The following is a 21,805-nucleotide window of genomic DNA, read 5'->3' on the forward strand; positions in this document are numbered from 1 at the left end:
TGGGTCCCTGCCTGCGCAGGGACGACGTTGTCTTATCGTTGTTATATTTTCGCGGCCACCTGCCCCAGCAGCGCGAACAACCTGTCCGCATCCACCGGTTTGACGAAGTAGCTGTCGAAGCCCGCATACGCCGCGCTGGCCTGGTCCGATTGCTGGCCGTAGCCCGTGATCGCGGCCAGCGTCGCATGCTCCGCGCCCGGCACCTTGCGCAGGCGGCGCGCCAGTTCGTAGCCGTTCATGCCGGGCAGGCCGATGTCGAGCAGGAAGGCGTCGTAGCGCGCTTCTCCCGCGCGCGCCAGCGCGTCGGCGGGATTGTGCAGCACCGTTACCGCATGGCCGGCCGATTCCAGCAGCAGGCCCAGGGTCATGGCGGCGTCGACGTTGTCGTCCACCAGCATCAGGTTCAGGCTGCGCGTGGCGCTGCCGGCCCCGGCGCAGGCCGCGGTGCCGCACGCCGCTGGCGCGGTACGGGTGCGCAGGCGCGGCAGGCGCACCGTGAATTCGCTGCCCTTGTTGCGGCCTTCGCTCGTCACCGTCACCATGCCGCCGTGCAGTTCGACGAGGCTCTTCACCAGGGCCAGTCCCAGTCCCAGGCCGCCCTGGGCGCGGTCCGGCGTGCGTTCGGCCTGGGAGAACAGGTCGAACACGGTGGGCAGCAGTTCGGCCGAGATGCCGATGCCGGTGTCCGACACGCTCACCAGCACCTGGTCGTTGCTGACGCCCATCCAGACGGCCAGACGGCCGCCTTCCGGGGTGTACTTGGCGGCGTTGTTGAGCAGGTTGGCCAGGATCTGCACGAGGCGCTTGTAGTCGCCCTGCACGAAGGCGGCGTCCGGCGCCGGCGCGACGTGCAGCTCGAGCTGGTGGCGGCGTCCCTCGATCAGCGGGCGCACCTGCTCGACGGCGTCGGCCACCACGCTGCGCAGGTCGACCTCGTCGCGCGCCAGCACCACCAGGCCGCGCGTGACGCGCGAGACGTCCAGCAAATCGTCGATCAGGCCCGTCATGTGCGCCACCTGGCGCGCGATGATGGCGCTGGTGCGCTCCACGCGGGCGCCGTCCGGCGGTCCCATGTTCAGGAGCTGGGCGGCCGCGGCGATCGGCGCCAGCGGATTCCGCAGCTCGTGCGCCAGCATCGCGAGGAATTCGTCCTTGCGGCGGTCGGCCAGGCGCAGCGCGTCTTCCGCGCGCACCCGCTCGACGGCGCTCCAGGCGCGCTCGGCCACGTCCTCGATCAGGCGCACGATGTCCGCGTTCCACAGCCGCGGCAGGTTGTCGTTGATGAACATGCAGGACGTCAGCGCGCCGTTGCAGCTCAGCGGCACCATCACGCCCGCGCGGATCTGCAGCGAGACGAAATGGGGCCAGGTATCCGGCCCGCCCGTGCGCGCGTCGCGCTGCAGGTCGCTCGAGACCCAGGTGCCCTGCGACAGCGAGGCGAAGTTGGCGTTGCCGAACAGGGCGGCGGGGAAGGTGCCGTTCAGTTCGGCCACCATGCCGTCCGTGTAGTTCGAGTGGAAGGTGACGATCTGCTTGTCGGCGTCGTAGTCGCCGTACACCACCCGGCTCACTTGCAGGAAGCGGCCCAGCATGGCGCCCGTGCGCAGGAAGATCTCGTTCGGATCGTCGAGGCGGCGCAGCACGTCGGACACCTCGAGCCGGAACTCGTTCATGTCCAGCAGCGTGGTCTGGCGCGCCACGGCGTCGCGCAGCGCCTGCTCGGCGCGCACCCGGTCCAGCGCTTCCCAGCTGCGTTCGGCGATGTCGGTGGCCAGGCGCTGGGTTTCCTCGTCCCAGTCGCGGGCCTGCGATGCGTGGCCGACCAGGGCGCCCAGCAGCTTGCCGCGGCGTACCTTGGGCAGCACGAGGATGGCGCGCGCCCCGGCCGCGGCGTAGCGGTCGCCCCGCTGCGGCAGGCGCGGGTCGAGCAGGGCGTCGCGCACGGCCAGCGGCGCGCCCGTGCGCAGCAGGGCCAGCGCCTGCGGGCCGAAGTCGTCCAGGCGCGCGCGCCGGCCAGCCAGCGCCACGCCTTCGTCGCGCAGCCAGTCGTGCACGACCTCGAAGGTATTGTCGGTCTCGTCGGCCTCGACGTAGCAGGTGCTGGACAGGTCCAGCTGCTGGCCCAGCAGCGTGCAGGCGCATTCGACGATGTCGGCCGGGTGGTGCAGGCGGCGCAGGCTGTCCACCACCTGCAGCTGCACGGCATGGCGCCGTTCCAGCTGGACGCGCTGGGTCGTCTCGCTCGTCACGCACAGGACGCCGCGCACCTTGCCGTGCTCGTCGCGCAGCGGCGAATAGGCGATCGTGAACCAGCCGTCGTAGGGATTGCCGTCGCGCGTGACGGCCGTCGGCACGTCTTCGCCATAGGTCGCGTGGCCGGCCAGCGCGCGCTCGACGAGCGGTTTCATGCCGGACCAGCGCGCCGGCCAGACCTCGGCCAGCGGCATGCCGAGGGCGTCCGGATGGGCGACGTCCAGCAGCGGCGCGAAGGCGGCGTTGTAGAGCAGGGTGAGGCGGGGACCCCACGCGAGGTACATGGGGAATTCGGATTCGAGGATCAGGCTGGCCGCATTGCGCAGCGCCGAGCACCACGACTCGGGCGGACCGAGCGGCGACGCGGACCAGTCATGGTGGTGGTAGCCGGCGCGGATGGCGCCGGCGCTGCCGAGCAGATGAAAGTCGCACGCCGTGGCTTCCATGGTGGTCGCTTTCTAGTCCGAAAGCTTCATTCTATGTGCAAAAGAATGGCTTGGACCAGCCCTTGAGAAAAAAATACACTTGTCGGTCATACCCTGAAATTGACAGAAAAGGTATAAAAATTATCAGGCGGCATGCATTTTTGAACAATGGCATGCCGCCGTGACAAGATCCCCCGGTTTAGAACTTAGTGCGCACGCCGATCACGAAGTTGCGGCCCGGCAGCGGCGCAATATCCTTCAGCACCGAGGTCGACAGGCGGATGTCGTCGTTCAGTAGGTTCTTCGCCAGCGCGAACCAGGTGACGTCCGTGCCGCCGATGCGCTGGGTGTAGGAGATGTTGGCGTCGAGCTGGTTGTAGCCCGGCGTGTCCGTCGTCTCCGATGCCGCCAGGCGGTCCTGGCCGCGCGCGTGGATCAGCGACAGGCCGCCGCGCCATGCCCCTTCGCGGTAGCCGATGCTGGCGCCGATGCGGTCGGCCGGCTGCAGCGGCAGGTTGCCGCCGGCGTCGAGCTTGCCGCGCGAGGTGTCGCCGAACAGGCGGCCGGACCAGCCCGCGCCCGTCTGGTTGTAGGTCAGCTCGGCTTCGGCGCCGCGGATGTGGGCGTCGGCCTGCTCGAAGATGCGCGTGCGCAGCTCGTCGCCCGGATTGCCCTCGTCGTCGACCCGGTCGTCGGTGATGCGGCCGTAGATGTAGTTGTCGACGTTGTTGCGGTAGACGTTGGCCTTCCAGCGGATCAGGCCGGAGGTCTTGGCCAGCGACAGCTCGATATTGCGCGAGGTTTCCTTGCTGAAGTCCGGATTGCCGATGTCAAAGGTGGCCGTGGCATCGTGCGGACCGCCCGAATACAGCTCCTCGATGGCTGGCGCGCGCTGGGCGTACGACAGGGTCGCGCCCACGCTGTAGCCCGGCATGAACGGCCAGGCCGCGCCGAACGAGCCCGAGGTCAGGTCGAAGGTGCGCTTCTTGTTGCTGACCGGTTCGCGGTCGACGGATTCGTAGCGCAGGCCGCCCGACAGCTTCACGGGGCCGGCGTTCGCTTCCTCGACGAGGAAGGCGGCCGCCGTCTTCGAATGGGTCAGCGGCACCGTGTCGGGCCCGCCGTCCGGGCTCAGCGCCGAGAAGTGGGTGTTCTCGGTCTGGAAGCCGAAGGTGCCGTGCAGGCCGGCGATGGGCGCGTGGGTCAGCTCGGCGCGGGTTTCCAGCGAGCGGTTATGGAACAGCACTTCGGGGCCGTCCTCGCCCAGTTCCGCGTGCTCGTAGTCCGTATAGCCGGCCTTCACGCGCAGCGTCTCGAAGCCGGCCAGCGGCTGCTTGATCATGCTGTCGAAGTCGTAGCGGTCCTGCTTCTGGTCGATGCGCGACCCCTCGTCGCTGGGGATGCCGTACAGGTTCGACAGGTGGGAGGCCGAGATGCCGGCATAGCCCCAGTCGTCGATGTACGAGCCGCCGATGCCGATGTTCTTTTCCAGCGTGTCCGAATGCGGCAGGCGGTCCATGCTCGTCGACGGGTCGTTCAGCACGCGCGTCTCGGGGATCTTGTAGTCCTTCGTGTCGCGCCAGTTGCCGTCGATGTGCAGGGCGATGTGGTCGCCGACCTTGCCGTCGGCCGTACCGGACACGTTGCGGCCGTTGTCGACGGTGCTGTAGCGCGTCTCGAGCTGGCCGGTGGGCTTGGCTTCCAGCTCGGTCGGGATGCGTTCGTTGACGACGTTGACGAGGCCGCCGATGGCGCCCGAGCCGTACAGCAGGGCGGCGGGGCCGCGCAGGATCTCGATCTGGCGCGCCACCGCGCCTTCGGAAGCGACCGCGTGGTCGTTCGACAGGCCGGAGACGTCGGACGTCGCCATGCCGTTTTCCAGCATCTTGACGCGCGAGCCTTCCATGCCGCGGATGATGGGGCGCGACGCGCCGGCGCCGAAGGCCGAGGCGGACACGCCCAGTTCCTGGGACAGCGTCTCGCCGATCGAACTGCCGACCTTGTCGCGCAGCTCGTCGCCGGCCAGCACCTTGGCGGGCGTCAGGATCTGGTCGCTTTCGCTATTGCGGAACGGCGACGCGGTGACGATCACCTGGTGCACGGCATTGCCGGCGGCATCGGTGGTGTTGGCGGTCTGGGCGTGGATGGCCGGTTGGAAGGCGAGCAGGAGCGCGCTGGACAGCAGCGTACGTTGGATCTTCATGACTGGTTAAAACCTCAAGCGAATGGATAACGGTCCGCACGGCCGCGAGCGCTGCTCCGGCCGGGCGGTAAAAACGAAAACGGTGGGCGTTATCCGGCCTGGGGTGGGCCGCGCTGCTGGAACGGGCAGGCCGCCAGCAGGCAGATGCCGGGCGTGTCCGGCAGCGAAGGGACGGCATAGGCCAGTTCGGCGGGAACGAACTGGCGCAGCGTGTTCGGCAGCGCATAGGCGATCTGGGCGCTTGCCTGGCACTGGCCGCACAAATCGTGCAGGCCGGGCTTGGACGGCTTGCCGCCGTCCGGCACGCCGGCCTGGGCCTGCGCTTGCGCGAGGCCGATGCGCTCGCTGACCTCGCTCCAGTGCGTGTAGCCGTGCGCGAGCGACAGCTGCTGCGTGATCAGCAGCAGCAGCGACAGCAACACATGGGTCAGGCTACGTGGCATGGATGGGTCGGGTGAAAGCGAACGCGTATTCTACGCAGACACGTTGGATTCTGACAATTAAACTTTAGTTCACCCTGCGCGGCGCCGGGCGGCGGACGAAAAAAAACCGGTCTGAAGACCGGTTTTTCCGTGGCGGGCGAGCCCGCTGCGCTCAGTCCCTGTTGCCGAAGCCGATGCCCAGCAGCTGCAGCAGGGCGGTGAACACGTTGTAGATGTCCAGGTAGATCGACAGCGTGGCCGTGATGTAGTTGGTCTCGCCGCCGTTCACGATGCGCTGCACGTCGAACAGCAGCCAGGCCGAGAAGATGCCGACGATCATGACCAGCAGCACCAGGTGCAGGGCCGGGATCTGCAGGAAGATGTTGGCGATGCCGGCCAGCAGCACCACGATGGTGCCGGCGAACAGCCAGCTGCCCATGCCCGAGAAGTCGCGCTTGGAGACGGTGGCGATGGTCGCCATCACGGCGAACACGGCCGCGGTGCCGCCGAACGCGCCCATCAGCAGCGCGCCGCCGTTGGAGAAGCCCAGCGTGATGCGCAGGAGCGGCGTGAGCATCAGACCCATGAAGAAGGTGAAGCCGAGCAGCACGGGAATGCCGGCCGCCGAGTTCTTGGTCTTCTCGATGGCGAAGATGAAGCCGAAGGCGATCGCGAAGAACAGCAGCACGCCCAGGCCGCCCGTGAAGGCGGGCACGTGGAAGGTGATGCCGACGAAGGCGCCCAGCACGGTCGGGATCATCGACAGCGCGAGCAGCCAGTAGGTGTTGCGCAGCACGCGGTTGCGCGAGGCCTGGACGGCCGATGTGTCGTAGGTTTTCTGCAGGCTGGGAATCATGGTGCCCTCCGGTTGGTAAATGGCGTTACAAGCACTATATGGGGATCGTCGGCCCCCATCAATGGCAAAAGGATGGGTTTTAAGCATCCCCTAAGCGGGCGCCTGCATGCTGGCGGCGCCGCGCGCCCGCGCATCGGCGGGCAGGATATTGACAACATGACTGTAACATCGACTGCGCGGGCAGTCCAATCTCGGTAAGGCGGTCGATCTATGCTAAAATCGCCGGTTGATTGAGTTTTCAACTTCTCGATTTAAACCTTTCTTTTTATTGGAGTTTTACATGGCAATCGAACGCACCCTGTCGATCATCAAACCTGACGCCGTCGCGAAAAACGTGATCGGCCAAATCTACAGCCGCTTCGAAGGCGCAGGCCTGAAGATCGTCGCTGCCCGCATGGCCCAGCTGTCGCGCGCCGAAGCCGAAGGCTTCTACGCCGTGCACAAGGAGCGTCCGTTCTTCGGCGCCCTGGTCGACTTCATGGTCTCGGGCCCGGTCATGATCCAGGTGCTGGAAGGCGAAGGCGCGATTGCCAAGAACCGCGAACTGATGGGCGCAACCGACCCGAAGAAGGCCGACGCCGGCACCATCCGCGCCGACTTCGCCGACTCGATCGATGCCAACGCCGTGCACGGCTCGGACGCTGCCGAAACCGCAGCAGTCGAGATCGCCTATTACTTCCCGGCCCTGAACGTCTACTCGCGTTAATCGCCTGCGGCGCGTCGTCGCGGCGGTTTGCCGCGACAATTGCCGCAACAATTTTCTCGTGTTAATGCAGCCTGGCTGCGTTAACATACGCTGTATCCCCGCTCGCCCAGTGCTGTAGAGCCCGGCGGGCGGGCTTTATTTTGGAATCTACTGGAATCATTATGGCAACTCTCACCAACCTGCTGGACTTCGATCCCGCGCAGCTCGTCGCCTACTGCGCCGAGTTGGGGGAGAAGCCGTTCCGCGCCAAACAGCTGCAGCGCTGGATCCACCAGTTCGGCGCGTCGAATTTCGACGACATGACGGACCTGGCCAAGTCGCTGCGCGAAAAACTGAAGAGCCGCGCCGAAGTCCGCGCGCCGGCCATCATCAGCGACCACACGTCCGCCGACGGCACCCGCAAGTGGCTGGTCGACGTGGGCAACGGCAACGCCGTCGAAACCGTGTTCATCCCGGAAGAGACGCGCGGCACGCTGTGCATTTCCACCCAGGCCGGCTGCGCCGTCAATTGCCGTTTCTGCTCGACCGGCAAGCAGGGCTTCAACCGCAACCTGACGGTCGCGGAAATCATCGGCCAGCTATGGATGGCCGAGTTCGAGCTGCGCAAGACCAAGGGCATCGAGCCGGGCCCGAAGGGCGAGCGCCAGATCACCAACGTCGTCATGATGGGCATGGGCGAGCCGCTGCTGAACTTCGAGCCGACCGTCACCGCGCTCAAGCTGATGCTCGACGATAACGCCTACGGCCTGTCGCGGCGCCGCGTCACGCTGTCGACCTCGGGCGTCGTGCCGATGATGGACAAGCTGTCCCAGGAATGCCCGGTGGCGCTGGCCGTCTCCGTGCACGCGTCGAACGACCCGCTGCGCGACGGCCTGGTCCCGCTGAACAAGAAATACCCGCTGCGCGAGCTGATGGCCGCCTGCAAGCGTTACCTGGAGTTCGCGCCGCGCGACTTCATCACCTTCGAATACTGCATGCTGGACGGCGTCAACGACAGCGACGAGCATGCGCGCGAGCTGATCGCCCTCGTGAACGACCCGGAAGTGGGCGTGAACTGCAAGTTCAACCTGATCCCGTTCAACCCGTTCCCGGAATCGGGCCTGCTGCGCTCGAAGAACCCGCGCATCAAGGCCTTCGCCCAGGTGCTGATGGACGCCGGCATCGTGACGACGATCCGCAAGACCCGCGGCGACGACATCGACGCTGCCTGCGGCCAGCTGGCCGGCGAGGTCAAGGACCGCACCCGCGTCAACGAGCGCATGAGCAAGATGGCCGAGTACCAGAAGAAGTTCGGCGCCAACTTCGGCAAGATCGTGGAGATCGCTTCCTGATGGCGGGATCGGCCGGACGCCTCGCCAGCTGCGTCATCGCGGTGTCCCTGCTGTCGGCCTGCGCCGGCAGCGGTACCACCACGCAGGAACTGAAGACGGCATCCGACCAGACGGCCGCGGAGAAGCGCGCCTCCATCCGCCTGCAGCTGGCGATCGGTTACTTCCAGAACGGCAAGAACGAGATCGCCCTCGACGAGGTCAAGCAGGCCATCGCCGCCGACCCGGACTATGCCGATGCCTACGGCGTGCGCGCGCTGATCTATTCGGCGATGGGCGAGACGGGGCTGGCGGACGAGAACTTCCGCCATGCGCTGCGCCTGGCGCCGCGCAATCCCGACCTGGCCAACAACTACGGCCTGTTCCTGTGCGATGCCGGCGGCCGGCCCCGCGAAGCCATGACGTATTTCGAGAGCGCGCTGAAGAACCCGGCCTACGCGACTCCCGTCAAGGCGCTGTCCAATGCGGGCAACTGCAGCCTGAAACTCAAGAATATCGACGCGGCCGAGCGCTATCTGCTCGATGCGCTGCGTTACGACCCCGACCTCCCGGCGACCCAGGCCGGGCTGGCGCGGGTGTATTTCGAGCGGCGCGACTATACCCGCGCCGGGTTTTTCATCAACCGCCTGACGGAGACAGCGAAGCTCGACGCGCTGTCGGCCGACGTGCTGTGGCTGGCCATCCGGGTCAAGCGCATGCTGGGCGACCGGTCCATGGAAGCATCCCTTGCGGCGCAGCTGCGCAAGCGCTTCCCCGGCTCGCCGGAGTACGCGGCATTCGAGAGCGGTGCATTTTAAGCGAGAGAGACGACGACAATGAGTTCCGAGCGTGCAGATCAGCCGGCGACGCCCGACAAGCGGCACGGGGTCCCGGGCCAAACCCTTTCCGCGCAGCGCGAAGCGATGGGATGGTCGGTGGAGCAGGTGGCCGACCAGTTGAAGCTGGCCGTGCGCCAGGTGGTGGCGCTGGAAGCGGGTGACTACGCCTCGCTGCCCAGCCCTGCGGTGACGCGCGGTTTCGTGCGTGCCTATGCCAAGCTGCTGAAGATGGATCCGGCCCCGCTGGTGGCCCAGATCGAGATGGACACGCCGGCCCCGGTCGACAACAGCGCGGCCACCGCGGCGCGCCGTCCGGCGCCGGCCTCGTTCTCGGAATCGAAGTTCCCCAGCCACGGCAAGCGCTCCTCGCTGCCGCTGGGCTGGATCGCGGGCGCCGTCGTCGTGGTCGCCGCCGCGGCCGCGGCCTGGCAGTTCGGCCTGATCCCCCTCGGCCACCGCGATGCCGACGGCGGCCTGGCCGCCCCGGCGACGAATGGCACGGGCATCGCGACCGAGGCGCCGGCCGGCCATGCCGTCGAGACGCTGCAGAGCCCGTCGGTACCGCTGATCTCGGTGCCGGCTCCGGGCGGCGAGGCCGCGCCTGCCGGCTCGTCGACAACCGGCACGGCCGCCGCGCCGGCCGCCGGCCCCGTCGTGAACGTGCCGGCGACCACGGCCACGGGCGCGCCGCCTGCCGCCGCGCCGGCCGCGCCGGCGACCCCGGCCGCGACGCTGGGCAACGTGCCGGGCGCCGCCACTACCCCGGCCGCCGCCCAGGCCGCGGCCCAGCCGGCCGCGCCGGCCGGCGCCAATCCGCTGGTGCTGAACGTGCGCGAGGATTCGTGGATCGAAGTACGGCCGGCCAAGGGCGGTCCGGCGCTGATCTCGCGCCTCGTCAAGGGCGGCAGCACCGAGACCGTCAACGTGGACCAGCCGGTGCGCGTCGTGGTCGGCAACCCGGGCGGCGTGAGCGCCACGCTGCGCGGCAACGCCGTCGCGCTGCCGGCGGTGCCGGGCAAGACCCTGTCCCGCATTAATCTGCAGTAAAGCTGCCATCAACGGATTATCAGCAATATGAACGCTACGAATATGTGCGCCGAACCGATCCCGTCGGGCCCGCTCGCGCGCCGCGCCAGCCGCGGCGTGGTCGTGCAGCACGGCGCGCGCAAGGTGCAGGTCGGCGGCGACGCGCCGGTCGTCGTGCAATCGATGACGAATACGGACACGGCCGACGCGATCGGCACGGCCATCCAGGTCAAGGAACTGGCGCGCGCCGGCTCCGAGATCGTGCGCATCACGGTCAACACGCCGGAAGCGGCGGCCGCCGTGCCCGCGATCCGCGAACAGCTCGACCGCATGGGCGTGGACGTGCCGCTGGTCGGCGACTTCCACTACAACGGCCACCTGCTGCTGCGCGACTACCCCGAGTGCGCGCAGGCGCTGTCGAAGTACCGCATCAATCCGGGCAACGTGGGCAAGGGCGCCAAGCGCGACAGCCAGTTCGCCCAGATGATCGAGACGGCCATCCGCTACGACAAGCCGGTGCGCATCGGCGTCAACTGGGGCAGCCTGGACCAGGCGCTGCTGGCCCGCATCATGGACGAGAACGCCGCGCGCGCCCAGCCGTGGAGCGCCCAGGCCGTGATGTACGAGGCCCTGATCACGTCCGCGATCGAGAACGCCCAGCGCGCCGAGGAGATCGGCCTGGCGCGCGAGAAGATCGTCCTGTCGTGCAAGGTGTCCGGCGTGCAGGACCTGATCGCCGTGTACCGCGAACTGGGCAAGCGCTGCGACTACGCGCTGCACCTGGGCCTGACGGAAGCGGGCATGGGCAGCAAGGGCATCGTCGCCTCGACGGCCGCCTTGTCCGTGCTGCTGCAGGAAGGCATCGGCGACACGATCCGCATCTCGCTGACCCCGGAACCGGGCGGCGACCGCACCAAGGAAGTCGTCGTCGGCCAGGAAATCCTGCAGACGATGGGCCTGCGCAAGTTCACCCCGATGGTGATCGCCTGCCCGGGCTGCGGCCGCACGACGTCGACCGTGTTCCAGGAACTGGCCGACAACATCCAGACCTTCCTGCGCGAGCAGATGCCGACCTGGAAGCAGGAATATCCGGGCGTCGAGGCGATGAACGTGGCCGTGATGGGCTGCATCGTCAACGGCCCGGGCGAATCGAAGCACGCCAACATCGGCATCTCGCTGCCGGGCACGGGCGAATCGCCCGCCGCCCCGGTCTTTGTGGATGGCGAAAAGGTCGCTACACTGCGCGGGGAACGGATCGTCGAGGAATTCAAGACGATCGTGCTCGAGTATGTGAAGAAGAATTACGGGAAGCAGACGGAAGCTGCCTGATACGTCGCCCCTGCGAAGGCAGGGGCCCAATTTGCATGGGTCGCCGCGATGCCTGTGAAATTGGGTCCCTGCCTTCGCAGGGACGACGGTGCTGTTTGTACCATTACAATATACGCCGTCGTTCCCGCGAAGGCGGGAACCCATGCTGACTATCAGGATTCGCGCAAGCTACGAACCTGCAGTGCGATAGCAGCCAGAAGGAATTAGAAATGTCCGATAAAAAAGAGAAAATCGTCGCCATCAAAGGCATGAACGACATCCTGCCGGCCGACGCGCCGCTGTGGGAACTGTTCGAGAACACCGCGGAATCGGTCCTCAAGAGCTACGGCTACCAGAAGATCGTCACCCCGATCGTCGAGGAAACGGGACTGTTCGCGCGCGCCATCGGCGCCGTCACCGACATCGTCGAGAAGGAGATGTATTCCTTCACCGATTCGATGAACGGCGACCAGCTGACGCTGCGCCCGGAAGGCACGGCCGGCGTCGTGCGCGCCGTCATCGAGCACAACCTGGTCTACGACGGTCCGAAGCGCCTGTGGTACAAGGGCCCGATGTTCCGCCACGAGCGTCCGCAGCGCGGCCGCTACCGCCAGTTCTTCCAGTTCGGCGCCGAGGCGATCGGTTTCTCCGGACCGGACATCGACGCGGAACTGATCATGCTGTGCCGCCGCCTGTGGGACGACCTGGGCCTGCCCGAGATCCGCCTGGAACTGAATTCGATCGGCAACGCGGAAGAGCGCCAGCGCCACCGCGCCGACCTGATCGCCTATTTCGAGGCGAACATCGACGTGCTGGACGCGGAAGCCAAGCGCCGCCTGCACGCCAACCCGCTGCGCATCCTGGACACCAAGAACCCGGCGATGCAGGACCTGGTCAACGCCGCACCGAAGCTGCTGGACTACCTGGGCGAGGAATCGCTGGCGCATTTCAACGGCCTGAAGCAGATCCTGGACGCGAACAACGTCCAGTACACGGTCAACCCGCGCCTGGTGCGCGGCCTGGATTACTACAACCGCACCGTGTTCGAGTGGGTCACCGACGCGCTGGGCGCGCAGGGCACCGTCTGCGCCGGCGGCCGCTACGACCCGCTGATCGAGACCTTCGGCGGCAAGCCGACGCCGGGCATCGGCTTCGCGATGGGCATCGAGCGCCTGATCGAGCTGATGAAGACGCAGGGCGAGCCGGCCGAGCCGGCGCAGTGCGACGTCTACATGGTGCACCAGGGCGATGAAGCGCGCATCAAGGCCTTCATCCTGGCCGAGCGCATCCGCGACGCGGGCCTGGACGTGGTGCTGCACTGCGCGACCCCGGCCGGCGCCGGCAGCTTCAAGAGCCAGATGAAGAAGGCCGACGGCTCCGGCGCGGCGTTCGCCGTGATCCTGGGCGAGGACGAAGTCGCGAACGGCACGGTCGCCATCAAGGCGCTGCGCGAGGCCGATACTGGCGCCCAGCAGAACACGGTCGCCTTCGACGAAGCCGTCGACTACCTGGTCGACCAGATCGTGGGCGGCCACGATCACGACCACGACCATGATCACGTGCACTACCACCCGTAATCCATCCACCATCCTCCATCAATAAGAACGACGTCCATGGCATACGATCTCGAAGAACAGGAACAGATAGCCAATTTCAAGGCCTTCTGGAGCCGTTTCGGCAACCTCATCACCTGGGTGGTGATCATCGCGCTGGCCGCCTACGCCGGCTGGAATTTCTGGAACTCGCACCAGCGCAAGCAGACGGCGGAAGCGTCCGCGCTGTACGACGAGCTGGTCAACGCCAGCCAGGCCCAGGACAATGCCAAGACCCAGCGCATCGCCGCCGACGTCGAAAGCAAGTTCGGCTCGACCGCGTATGCGCCGATGTCCGCCCTGGTCGCCGCCAAGGCCGCGTTCGACGCCAACGACCTGAAGACCGCGAAGGCCCAGCTGCAATGGGCGATCGACCACGGCAACGACGAGTACAAGTCGATCGCGCGCCTGCGCCTGTCCGGCGTGCTGCTCGACGAGAAGGCCTACGACCAGGCGCTGGCGCTGCTGAACGGCGATATCCTGCCGCAGTTCGCCGCCGAGGCGCAGGACCGCAAGGGCGACGTGCTGGTCGCCCAGAACAAGATCGCGGACGCCCGCACCGCCTACCAGGCGGCGCTCGACAAGATGGACAAGAACCATCCGGGCCGCCAGATCGTCCAGGTCAAGCTCGATGCCATCGGCGGCGCGCCGGCGGTGACGGTCAAGCCGGCCTGATCGGCCGATCGCCGTCGTCCCCGCGCAGGCGGGGACCCAATGTGGCTGGCCTTGCGACAGCTCATGCAAAATTGGGTCCCTGCCTGCGCAGGGACGACGTGCTAGTGCATGCGCTCCCGCCCTTGCGGGAGCAAGGTATTTTCAAGAACAAGGTAAAAACAACATGCGTATTTCCCGCAAGCTCGTTGGTGTCGGTGTCCTTGCCCTGATGACGGGCTGCTCCACCTTAAGTTCGCTCAACCCGTTCTCGTCCAAGCCGAAGGGCAACCAGCCGGCGCCGCTGGTCGACCTGAAGGGATCGATGGCCGTGCGCACGGCCTGGAAGCTGGACGTCGGCAAGTCGCAGAACTACCTGATGGCGCCGGCGGTGGCCGACAACACCGTCATCGCGGCGGGCGGGAACCAGATCGTGCGCGCCGAGGCGGCCAGCGGACGCCAGCTGTGGCGCGTCAAGACCGATGCCGATCTCACCGCCGGCGTGGGTACCGACGGCAACGTGATCGTGGTGGGCGCCGCCAAGGGCCTGCTGCTGGCCTACGACATGGACGGCAAGCAGATCTGGAAGGCCCAGCTGTCGAGCGAGATCCTGTCGGCACCGGCCGTGGGCGAAGGCGTCGTCGTCGCGCGCAGCATCGACAACCGCATCGTCGGCTTCGACGCCAGGACAGGCGAGAAGAAGTGGACCGTGCAACGCACCTCGCCGCCGCTGACGCTGCGCCTGGCGCCGGGCATGATCGTGCACGACAAGGACGTGATCATCGCCCAGCCGGGCGGCAAGCTGCTGTCGCTGCTGCTGGCCACCGGCGCGCCGCGCTGGGAACTGGAAGTGGGCGTGGCCAAGGGCGCGACCGAACTGGAACGCGTGACCGACATCGGCGGCGCCCCCGTCATCATCGAAGGCGACGTCTGCGCGGTCACGTACCAGGGCCGCGTCGGCTGCTTCGACCTGTCGAACGGCAGCGCGCGCTGGACCCGCGACATCTCGTCGGAAGTGGGCATCGCCGCCGACCAGCGCTTCGTCTTCGTCCCGGACGACAAGGGCTCCGTATTCGCCTACCAGCGCGACTCGGGCACGAGCGCCTGGAAGAACGACAAGCTGGCCTACCGCCGCCTGTCCACGCCGGTGTCGTACGGCCGCGCCGTCGCCGTCGGCGACTACCAGGGCTACGTGCACTTCCTGTCGCGCGAGGACGGTGCCTTCCTGGCCCGCGCCGCCACCGACGGCAGCGCCATCGTGGCGCCGCCGCTGGTCGTCGGCTCGAACCTGATTTTTCAAACACAAAACGGAACAGTGACCGCCATCGCGGTCGAATAATATTTCAATGAAGCCGGTAATCGCACTCGTAGGTCGCCCGAACGTCGGGAAGTCGACCCTTTTCAATCGCATGACCCGCTCGCGCGACGCGCTCGTGGCGGATCTGCCGGGCCTGACACGTGACCGTCACTACGGCGAGGGCCGGATGGGCGAACGCCCCTTCCTGGTCATCGATACCGGCGGCTTCGAGCCGGTGGCCAAGGAAGGCATCATGCACGAAATGGCGCTGCAGACGCGCCAGGCCGTCGCCGAAGCCGACGTGGTCATGTTCATCGTCGACGGCCGCCAGGGCCTGACCCCGCACGACAAGACCATCACGGACTTCCTGCGCAAGTCGGGCCGCAAGGTCATGCTGGTCGTGAACAAGAGCGAGGGCATGAAGTACACGTCGGTCACCGCCGAGTTCTACGAGCTGGGCATGGGCGATCCGTATGTGATCTCGGCCGCGCACGGCGACGGCACGCTGGACCTCGTCAACGAGGCCATCGACCAGGCGCTGCAACAGCGTCCGGAAGAAGAGGAAGAGCTGGCGCCGGCGGACCACGGCGTCAAGATCGCGCTGGTGGGCCGCCCCAACGTGGGCAAGTCCACCCTCATCAACACCCTCGTCGGCGAGCAGCGCGTGATCGCCTTCGACATGCCGGGCACCACCCGCGATTCGATCGAGGTGCCGTTCGAGAAGGGCGGCCGCCACTACACGCTGATCGACACGGCCGGTATCCGCCGCCGCGGCAAGGTGTTCGAAGCCATCGAAAAATTCTCGGTGGTCAAGACGCTGCAATCGGTGTCGGAAGCGAACGTCGTCGTGCTGATGCTCGACGCCCAGCAGGACATCTCCGAGCAGGACGCCCACATCGCCGGCTTCATCCTGGAGACGGGCCGCGCGCTCGTCATCGCCGTCAACAAGTGGGACGGCCTGACGAGCGACCAGCGCGACCAGGTCAAGAACGACATGGACCGCAAGCTGGACTTCCTGGGCTTTGCCGAGACCAAGTTCATCTCGGCGCTGAAGGGCACCGGCATCAACCACCTGATGAAGTCCATCGACACGGCCTACGCCGCGGCGACGGCCAAGCTGTCGACGCCGCGCCTCACGCGCGCACTGGAAGAGGCGGTGGAGAAGCAGGAACCGAAGCGCAAGGGCGGCACCCGTCCGAAGATGCGCTATGCCCACCAGGGCGGCCAGAACCCGCCGATCATCGTCATCCACGGCAATGCCCTCGATGGCGTGACAGAGCCGTACAAGCGCTACCTCGAAAAGCATTTCCGCGATACGTTCAACTTGATCGGCACGCCGCTGCGGATCGAACTGCGCAGCGGGAAGAATCCGTTCGCCAAGGGTGAGTAATAATCAACCGACGTCGTCCCCGCGCAGGCGGGGACCCAATTTGCGCGCATATCGTCAACGCATGCAACGTTGGGGTGATAGTGCCGGGGGCACTATCACGCCTTCGCAGGGACGACGTTTTTGGTAGTGCGGCACATCGGGATTTAAGCCAGCTTTAACGGTAGCGGTACGACAAAGAAGACCAAAACAGGTTACAGTAGGTCTGTCCAACATTCACAACGTGAGAATGTCGGCCAACCCACTTGAAAACTGGCATCTCGCCACAATTTTGAAACTACAACAACATCACGGAGCTGTCATGAGCAACAAAGGGCAACTGTTACAAGACCCATTCCTGAACGCCTTGCGCAAGGAGCACGTCCCCGTCTCGATCTACCTCGTCAACGGGATCAAGCTCCAGGGCCATATCGAGTCCTTCGACCAGTACGTAGTCCTGCTGCGTAACACGGTCACCCAGATGGTCTACAAGCACGCAATCTCCACCGTCGTTCCGGCACGCGCCGTCAACCTCAACCTTGAGCAAGACGCCGAGTGAGGTCGATGGCTGACGCCTCCGTCATGCGCGCAGCATTGGTCGGTATCGACTTCGGGGCTGGCGATTTCAAAGCCAGCCTGGAAGAACTGGCGCTGCTGGCGCGCTCGGCCGGAGCCGATCCGGTCACCACGATCACCGCAAAGCGCAACAGTCCCGACCCCGCGTATTTCGTCGGCAGCGGCAAGGCCGACGAGATCGCCCAGGCGGCTCTCGCCGACAAGGTCGAGATCGTCATCTTCAACCACGCCCTGTCGCCCGCCCAGCAGCGCAACCTGGAGCGCAAGCTCAATGTGCGCGTGGTCGACCGTACCAGCCTGATCCTCGATATCTTCGCCCAGCGCGCCCAGAGCCACGAGGGCAAGCTGCAGGTCGAACTGGCCCAGCTGCAGCACCTGGCCACGCGCCTCATCCGCGGCTGGACCCACCTGGAGCGCCAGAAGGGCGGTATCGGCCTGCGCGGCCCCGGCGAAACCCAGCTCGAGACCGACCGCCGCCTGATCGGCGAACGCGTCAAGATGCTGCGCTCGCGCCTCGCCAAGCTGCGCAAGCAGCACGAAACCCAGCGCCGCTCGCGCGGACGCAACAAGACATTCTCGGTGTCGCTGGTCGGCTATACCAATGCCGGCAAGTCGACGCTCTTCAATACCCTGACCAAGGCCGGGGTGTATGTCGCGAACCAGCTGTTCGCGACCCTCGACACCACCTCGCGCCGCCTCTACCTGGGCGAGGAAGTCGGCAACGTCGTCGTCTCGGACACGGTCGGCTTCGTGCGCGAACTGCCGCACCAGCTGGTGGCGGCGTTCCGCGCCACGCTCGAGGAAACCATCCATGCGGACCTGCTGCTGCACGTGGTCGACGGTTCGTCCGGCGTGCGCATGGAGCAGATCGAGCAGGTCAACGAGGTGCTGCGCGAAATCGGCGCCGACCACGTGCCGCAGATCCTGGTCTGGAACAAGATCGATGCGGCCGGGCTGGAGCCCGGGGTCGAGCGTGATGAATATGGTAAGATCAGCCGCGTTTTCATCAGCGCCCATAGCGGCGCCGGCCTCGACTTGCTGCGCGACGCGATCGTCGAAGCGGCCCGTTCCGGCCCGGCACCCGCCGACGAGCTGGATATCGACGAGCGCGGCCTGGCGCATGACGCCGACGCCGGTTCGGTCGTGGGCCCGGTCGAGAACTTGTCTGCGATCACCCCTGTCGGACCACACCACTAGCCTATGTTCGTTTCCCTGATCAAGCGTCTCCGCGCCCGCGCGGGGGCGCGTCCCCGTACCCGGCTGTCCGGCATCGCGGCCGGCGTCAAGCTGTCGCTGAACGATCCCCGCTGGGGCCACAAGCCCGAGGGCGAGCGCAAGGCCCAGGAAGGCCGCCGTCCCAACAACCAGAACAACAACGACGGCCCGCCCGACCTCGACCAGCTGTGGCGTGACTTCAATCAGCGCCTGAACAAACTCTTCGGCAGCAAGCGGGGCAACGGCAACGGCGGCGACGGCTTCCGTCCGGACGCCCGCGGCGCCGGCCTGACCGCCGTCGTGGTCGGCGCCATCGCCGCCCTGATCTGGCTGGCGAGCGGCGCCTTCATCGTGCAGGAAGGGCAGGTCGGCATCGTCACCAGCTTCGGCAAGGTGTCGCATACGGCCACGGCCGGCTTCAACTGGCGCTGGCCGGCGCCGTTCCAGGGCCATGAGCTCGTCAACGTGGCCCAGGTGCAGACGGCCGAGATCGGCTATCGCGCCAACGTGCGCAACAAGCAGCCCAACGAGGCGCTGATGCTCACCAACGACGAGAACATCGTCGACGTGCAGTTCTCCGTGCAGTACAAGATCAAGGATCCGGTCGCCTGGGTGTTCAACAACCGAGACCAGGTCGAGACGGTGCGCGACGCCGCCGAGACGGTGGTGCGCGAGCTGGTCGGTAAAAGCAGATTGGACGACGTGCTGTCCGGCGGCCGCGACAAGCTGGCCGTGCAGGCACGTTCGGCCATCCAGCAGCTGGCCAACGGCTACGGCCTGGGCGCCGAGATCGTGTCCGTCAACATGCAGTCGGTGCAGCCGCCCGACCAGGTGGCGGGCGCCTTCGACGATGCCGCCAAGGCCCAGGAAGACCGCGCCAAGGCCAAGGCCGAGGCGCAGGCCTATGCCGACGACATCCTGCCGCAGGCCAGGGCCCTGGTCGCGCGCCAGATGGAAGACGCGGAAGCCTACCGCGCCAAGGTCGAGAACACGGCCGCCGGCAATGCGGCCCGCTTCGACGCGGTGGTGGCCGAATACGCCAAGGCGCCGGCCGTCACGCGCGAGCGCATGTACATGGACACGATGCAGCAGGTGTTCTCGAGCACCAGCAAGATCCTGATCGATGCCAAGACCGGCACCAACCAGCTGTACCTGCCGCTGGACCGCATGCTGGCCCAGTCGACCGCCAACGAAGCCGCCATCGGCAGCCGTTCCGGCCCCGTGATGGTGCCGTCGAACCAGCAGCCGACGGCGCCGGGCCAGCCGGCCGCGCCGCAGCAACAGCAACCGCAGCAACAACCTCAGCAACAAGCACCGGGCGCGCCAGCGCAGCCGGCCCAACAACCGGCGCAAGCGCAGCCGCAGCAACAGCAGCAGGAGGCCGCGCCGGCCCAGCAGCCGCAGCACCGCGACCTGCGCAGCCGCGAGAACGCACGCGAACGGGAGACCCGCTGATGAGCCGCCTGGTAACCCTGCTGGCCGCCGTGGTGGTGGCCCTGTACCTGCTGACGTCGAGCATGTTCGTCGTCGACCAGCACCGCTATGCCGTCGTCTATGCGATGGGAGAATTGCGCGACGTGATCAAGGAGCCCGGCCTGTACTTCAAGCTGCCGGCGCCGCTGCAGAACGTCGTCTACCTCGATAAACGTCTGCAGACGCTGGACACCCCGGACGGCGAGCACTTCGCCACCGCCGAGAAGAAGGACCTGCACGTCGATGCTTTCGTCAAATGGAAGATCGTCGAGCCGCGCCAGTACCTGATCCAGACGGCCGGCGCCGCCAGTGCCAACGAGCGCGGCGCCGAGCGTGGCGCCGCCAGGATGACGCAGCTGGTGCGCGGCGCCCTGGATGCGGAGATCGGCAAGCGAGAAGTGCGCGACGTCGTCGCGGGCCAGCGCGGCGACATCGGCGCGGCCGTGCGCCAGCGCGTGGCCCAGGATGCCCGTACGCTGGGCGTGGAAGTCGTCGACGTGCGCCTCAAGCGCGTGGAATTCACCGACCAGGCGAACAACGGCATCATCGAGCGCATGAAGGCCGACCGTACCCGCATGGCCGCCGAGCTGCGCGCCACCGGCACGGCGGAAGCCGACCAGATCCGCGGCGACGCCGAGCGCCAGCGCAGCGTGATCCTGGCCGAGGGCCAGCGCGATGCGGAGATCGTGCGCGGGGAGGGCGATGCGAAGGCCGCCCAGATCTACACGGCGTCGTTCGGCAAGAACCCGGAGTTCTACCGCTTCTACCGCTCGATGGAAGCCTACAAGGCGACCTTCAAGGGCAAGAGCGATATCCTGGTGCTGGATTCGAATTCCGAGTTCTTCAAGTATTTCAAAGGGCCGGGCGCGGGCAAATGACGCGTGGTGGGCACGGGGTGCCCACCCTGCGATATTCATCGTCGTCAACATTTGTAGGGTGGGCATCATATGCCCACCATCCGTAACGCCATCCCTACCCGCGACGCATCTGTTGTCGCAAAATCATTCGCTTCTACCATCTTGACCGCCAAACCTGCGTGGTTTTCGGTTAAAATCGTCGATTCGGCGCAAGGAATGCGTGCAAAGCCGCCTTCCTTGTTGCCCGACGTTTAACAACTTCCATCCGCTTTGCCCATGCCTACCTGGCTTCTGCCCGAGAATATCGCCGACGTCTTGCCGTCCGAAGCGCGCAAGATCGAAGAGCTGCGCCGCCTGATGCTCGACACGTTCCGTACCTACGGCTACGAGCTCGTCATGCCGCCCCTGCTCGAATACGTCGACTCGCTGCTGGCCGGCGCCGGCGAGGACACGGATTCGCGCACCTTCAAGCTGGTCGATGCGATGACGGGCCGCCTGCTCGGCCTGCGCGCCGACATGACCACCCAGGTCGCCCGCATCGACGCCCACCTGCTCAACCGCGACACCGTCACGCGCCTGTGCTATGCCGGCAGCGTGCTGCATACGCGTCCGTCCGGCCTGCACGCCACCCGCGAGCCGCTGCAGATCGGCGCCGAGATCTATGGCCACGCCGGCCTCGAAGCGGATGCCGAGATCCAGGAACTGGCGCTCGAATCGCTGCGCCTGGCCGGCTTCGACACGCCGCGCCTGGACCTGTCCCACGTCGGCGTGCTGCGCGCGCTGTTGGACGACGATCCGCTGGCCAAGCGCGACGAGCAGCTGCTGTACGGCCTGCTGCGCTCGAAGGACATTCCCGGCCTGCAGGAAGCCACGGCGAAGTACGCCCCGGCCACGCGCGACGCGCTGCTGGCGCTGCCGAACCTGTACGGCGACATCGAGGTGCTGGCCTGGGCCAAGGAACTGCTGCCGGCCATGCCCGGCATCACGCGCGCGCTGGCGGAACTCGCCGCGCTGGCCGCATCCGCGATGGGCCGCGCGCAAGTCGCGATCGACCTGGCCGACCTGCGCGGCTACCAGTACGAAAGCGGCGCGATGTTCGCGCTGTACGTGCCGGGCCTGCCGAACGCCGTGGCGCGCGGCGGCCGCTACGACCATGTGGGCGAGGCGTTCGGACGCGCACGTCCCGCGACCGGCTTCTCGCTCGACCTGCGCGAACTGGCGCGCCTGCTGCCGGTCGCCGATCGCAAACACGCCATTCGTGCGCCGTGGGGCAACACGCCCGAACTGCGCGAAAAAATCGCCGAGCTGCGCAAGGCCGGCGACGTCGTGATCCAGTCCATGCCGGGGCACGACAATGTACAGGACGAGTTCGAGTGCGACCGCGTGCTCGTCCTCGAACAAGGAAATTGGATTCTCAAAAACTTAGGTTAAGT

Annotated in this window: 18 protein-coding genes; 14 read left to right on the forward strand and 4 right to left on the reverse strand. The window is 66.7% G+C overall.

The window, feature by feature from the left end; genetic code table 11:
* Positions 1 to 41: 41 nt before the first annotated feature.
* The 4 genes from ACI1V7_RS02380 to ACI1V7_RS02395 form a co-directional block, all read right to left on the reverse strand.
* Positions 42 to 2,699, reverse strand: a complete 2,658-nt coding sequence (locus ACI1V7_RS02380; protein ID WP_404530179.1) for a hybrid sensor histidine kinase/response regulator — start codon at positions 2,697 to 2,699, stop codon at positions 42 to 44.
* Positions 2,700 to 2,877: 178 nt separating this feature from the next.
* Positions 2,878 to 4,881 (reverse strand): TonB-dependent receptor, encoded by a 2,004-nt coding sequence (locus ACI1V7_RS02385; protein ID WP_404530180.1) that lies wholly within the window; start codon positions 4,879 to 4,881, stop codon positions 2,878 to 2,880.
* Between the two features lie 89 nt (positions 4,882 to 4,970).
* Entirely contained in the window at positions 4,971 to 5,324 is a 354-nt protein-coding gene (locus ACI1V7_RS02390) for a DUF2946 family protein (protein ID WP_404530181.1), read from the reverse strand.
* A 151-nt stretch (positions 5,325 to 5,475) separates the two neighbouring features.
* Positions 5,476 to 6,159 carry a Bax inhibitor-1/YccA family protein gene (locus ACI1V7_RS02395; RefSeq protein ID WP_290414699.1) on the reverse strand — a complete coding sequence of 228 codons (684 nt, stop codon included), beginning with the start codon at positions 6,157 to 6,159 and terminating at the stop codon, positions 5,476 to 5,478.
* Positions 6,160 to 6,439: 280 nt separating this feature from the next.
* On the opposite strand from ACI1V7_RS02395, the gene ndk reads away from it, so the two are divergent.
* The 14 genes from ndk (at position 6,440) to ACI1V7_RS02465 (ending at position 21,803) form a co-directional block, all read left to right on the forward strand.
* Positions 6,440 to 6,865 (forward strand): nucleoside-diphosphate kinase, encoded by a 426-nt coding sequence (gene ndk / locus ACI1V7_RS02400; RefSeq protein WP_296945159.1) that lies wholly within the window; start codon positions 6,440 to 6,442, stop codon positions 6,863 to 6,865.
* A 158-nt stretch (positions 6,866 to 7,023) separates the two neighbouring features.
* On the forward strand, positions 7,024 to 8,196 hold the full coding sequence (rlmN, locus tag ACI1V7_RS02405; RefSeq protein ID WP_489672315.1) for a dual-specificity RNA methyltransferase RlmN: 1,173 nt from the start codon (positions 7,024 to 7,026) through the stop codon (positions 8,194 to 8,196).
* Positions 8,196 to 8,990 carry a type IV pilus biogenesis/stability protein PilW gene (gene pilW / locus ACI1V7_RS02410; RefSeq protein WP_404530183.1) on the forward strand — a complete coding sequence of 265 codons (795 nt, stop codon included), beginning with the start codon at positions 8,196 to 8,198 and terminating at the stop codon, positions 8,988 to 8,990. Before rlmN ends, pilW begins: the two co-directional genes overlap by 1 nt.
* 18 nt (positions 8,991 to 9,008) lie before the next feature.
* On the forward strand, positions 9,009 to 10,058 hold the full coding sequence (locus ACI1V7_RS02415; RefSeq protein ID WP_404530184.1) for a RodZ domain-containing protein: 1,050 nt from the start codon (positions 9,009 to 9,011) through the stop codon (positions 10,056 to 10,058).
* 42 nt (positions 10,059 to 10,100) lie between these two features.
* Positions 10,101 to 11,366 carry a flavodoxin-dependent (E)-4-hydroxy-3-methylbut-2-enyl-diphosphate synthase gene (gene ispG / locus ACI1V7_RS02420; protein ID WP_404531527.1) on the forward strand — a complete coding sequence of 422 codons (1,266 nt, stop codon included), beginning with the start codon at positions 10,101 to 10,103 and terminating at the stop codon, positions 11,364 to 11,366.
* Between the two features lie 209 nt (positions 11,367 to 11,575).
* Positions 11,576 to 12,922 carry a histidine--tRNA ligase gene (hisS, locus tag ACI1V7_RS02425; RefSeq protein ID WP_404530185.1) on the forward strand — a complete coding sequence of 449 codons (1,347 nt, stop codon included), beginning with the start codon at positions 11,576 to 11,578 and terminating at the stop codon, positions 12,920 to 12,922.
* 36 nt (positions 12,923 to 12,958) lie between these two features.
* Positions 12,959 to 13,612 (forward strand): YfgM family protein, encoded by a 654-nt coding sequence (locus ACI1V7_RS02430; protein WP_404530186.1) that lies wholly within the window; start codon positions 12,959 to 12,961, stop codon positions 13,610 to 13,612.
* Between the two features lie 163 nt (positions 13,613 to 13,775).
* The gene (gene bamB / locus ACI1V7_RS02435) at positions 13,776 to 14,927 is read left to right on the forward strand and encodes an outer membrane protein assembly factor BamB (RefSeq protein WP_404530187.1); all 1,152 of its coding nucleotides are present in this window, start codon (positions 13,776 to 13,778) and stop codon (positions 14,925 to 14,927) included.
* 7 nt (positions 14,928 to 14,934) lie between these two features.
* Positions 14,935 to 16,275, forward strand: a complete 1,341-nt coding sequence (gene der / locus ACI1V7_RS02440; protein ID WP_404530188.1) for a ribosome biogenesis GTPase Der — start codon at positions 14,935 to 14,937, stop codon at positions 16,273 to 16,275.
* A gap of 298 nt (positions 16,276 to 16,573) precedes the next feature.
* Positions 16,574 to 16,810 carry an RNA chaperone Hfq gene (gene hfq, locus ACI1V7_RS02445; RefSeq protein WP_036168820.1) on the forward strand — a complete coding sequence of 79 codons (237 nt, stop codon included), beginning with the start codon at positions 16,574 to 16,576 and terminating at the stop codon, positions 16,808 to 16,810.
* Between the two features lie 23 nt (positions 16,811 to 16,833).
* Positions 16,834 to 18,024 carry a GTPase HflX gene (gene hflX, locus ACI1V7_RS02450; protein ID WP_404531528.1) on the forward strand — a complete coding sequence of 397 codons (1,191 nt, stop codon included), beginning with the start codon at positions 16,834 to 16,836 and terminating at the stop codon, positions 18,022 to 18,024.
* Between the two features lie 3 nt (positions 18,025 to 18,027).
* Positions 18,028 to 19,497 (forward strand): FtsH protease activity modulator HflK, encoded by a 1,470-nt coding sequence (gene hflK / locus ACI1V7_RS02455; RefSeq protein ID WP_404530189.1) that lies wholly within the window; start codon positions 18,028 to 18,030, stop codon positions 19,495 to 19,497.
* Positions 19,497 to 20,393, forward strand: a complete 897-nt coding sequence (gene hflC / locus ACI1V7_RS02460; RefSeq protein WP_404530190.1) for a protease modulator HflC — start codon at positions 19,497 to 19,499, stop codon at positions 20,391 to 20,393. The genes hflK and hflC overlap by 1 nt, the downstream gene beginning before the upstream one ends.
* A 255-nt stretch (positions 20,394 to 20,648) precedes the next feature.
* On the forward strand, positions 20,649 to 21,803 hold the full coding sequence (locus ACI1V7_RS02465; protein ID WP_290414688.1) for an ATP phosphoribosyltransferase regulatory subunit: 1,155 nt from the start codon (positions 20,649 to 20,651) through the stop codon (positions 21,801 to 21,803).
* The last annotated feature ends 2 nt before the right edge of the window (positions 21,804 to 21,805 follow it).

Origin of the sequence: Massilia paldalensis, assembly GCF_044901715.1 — a bacterium.
Lineage (GTDB): Bacteria > Pseudomonadota > Gammaproteobacteria > Burkholderiales > Burkholderiaceae_D > Telluria > Telluria paldalensis.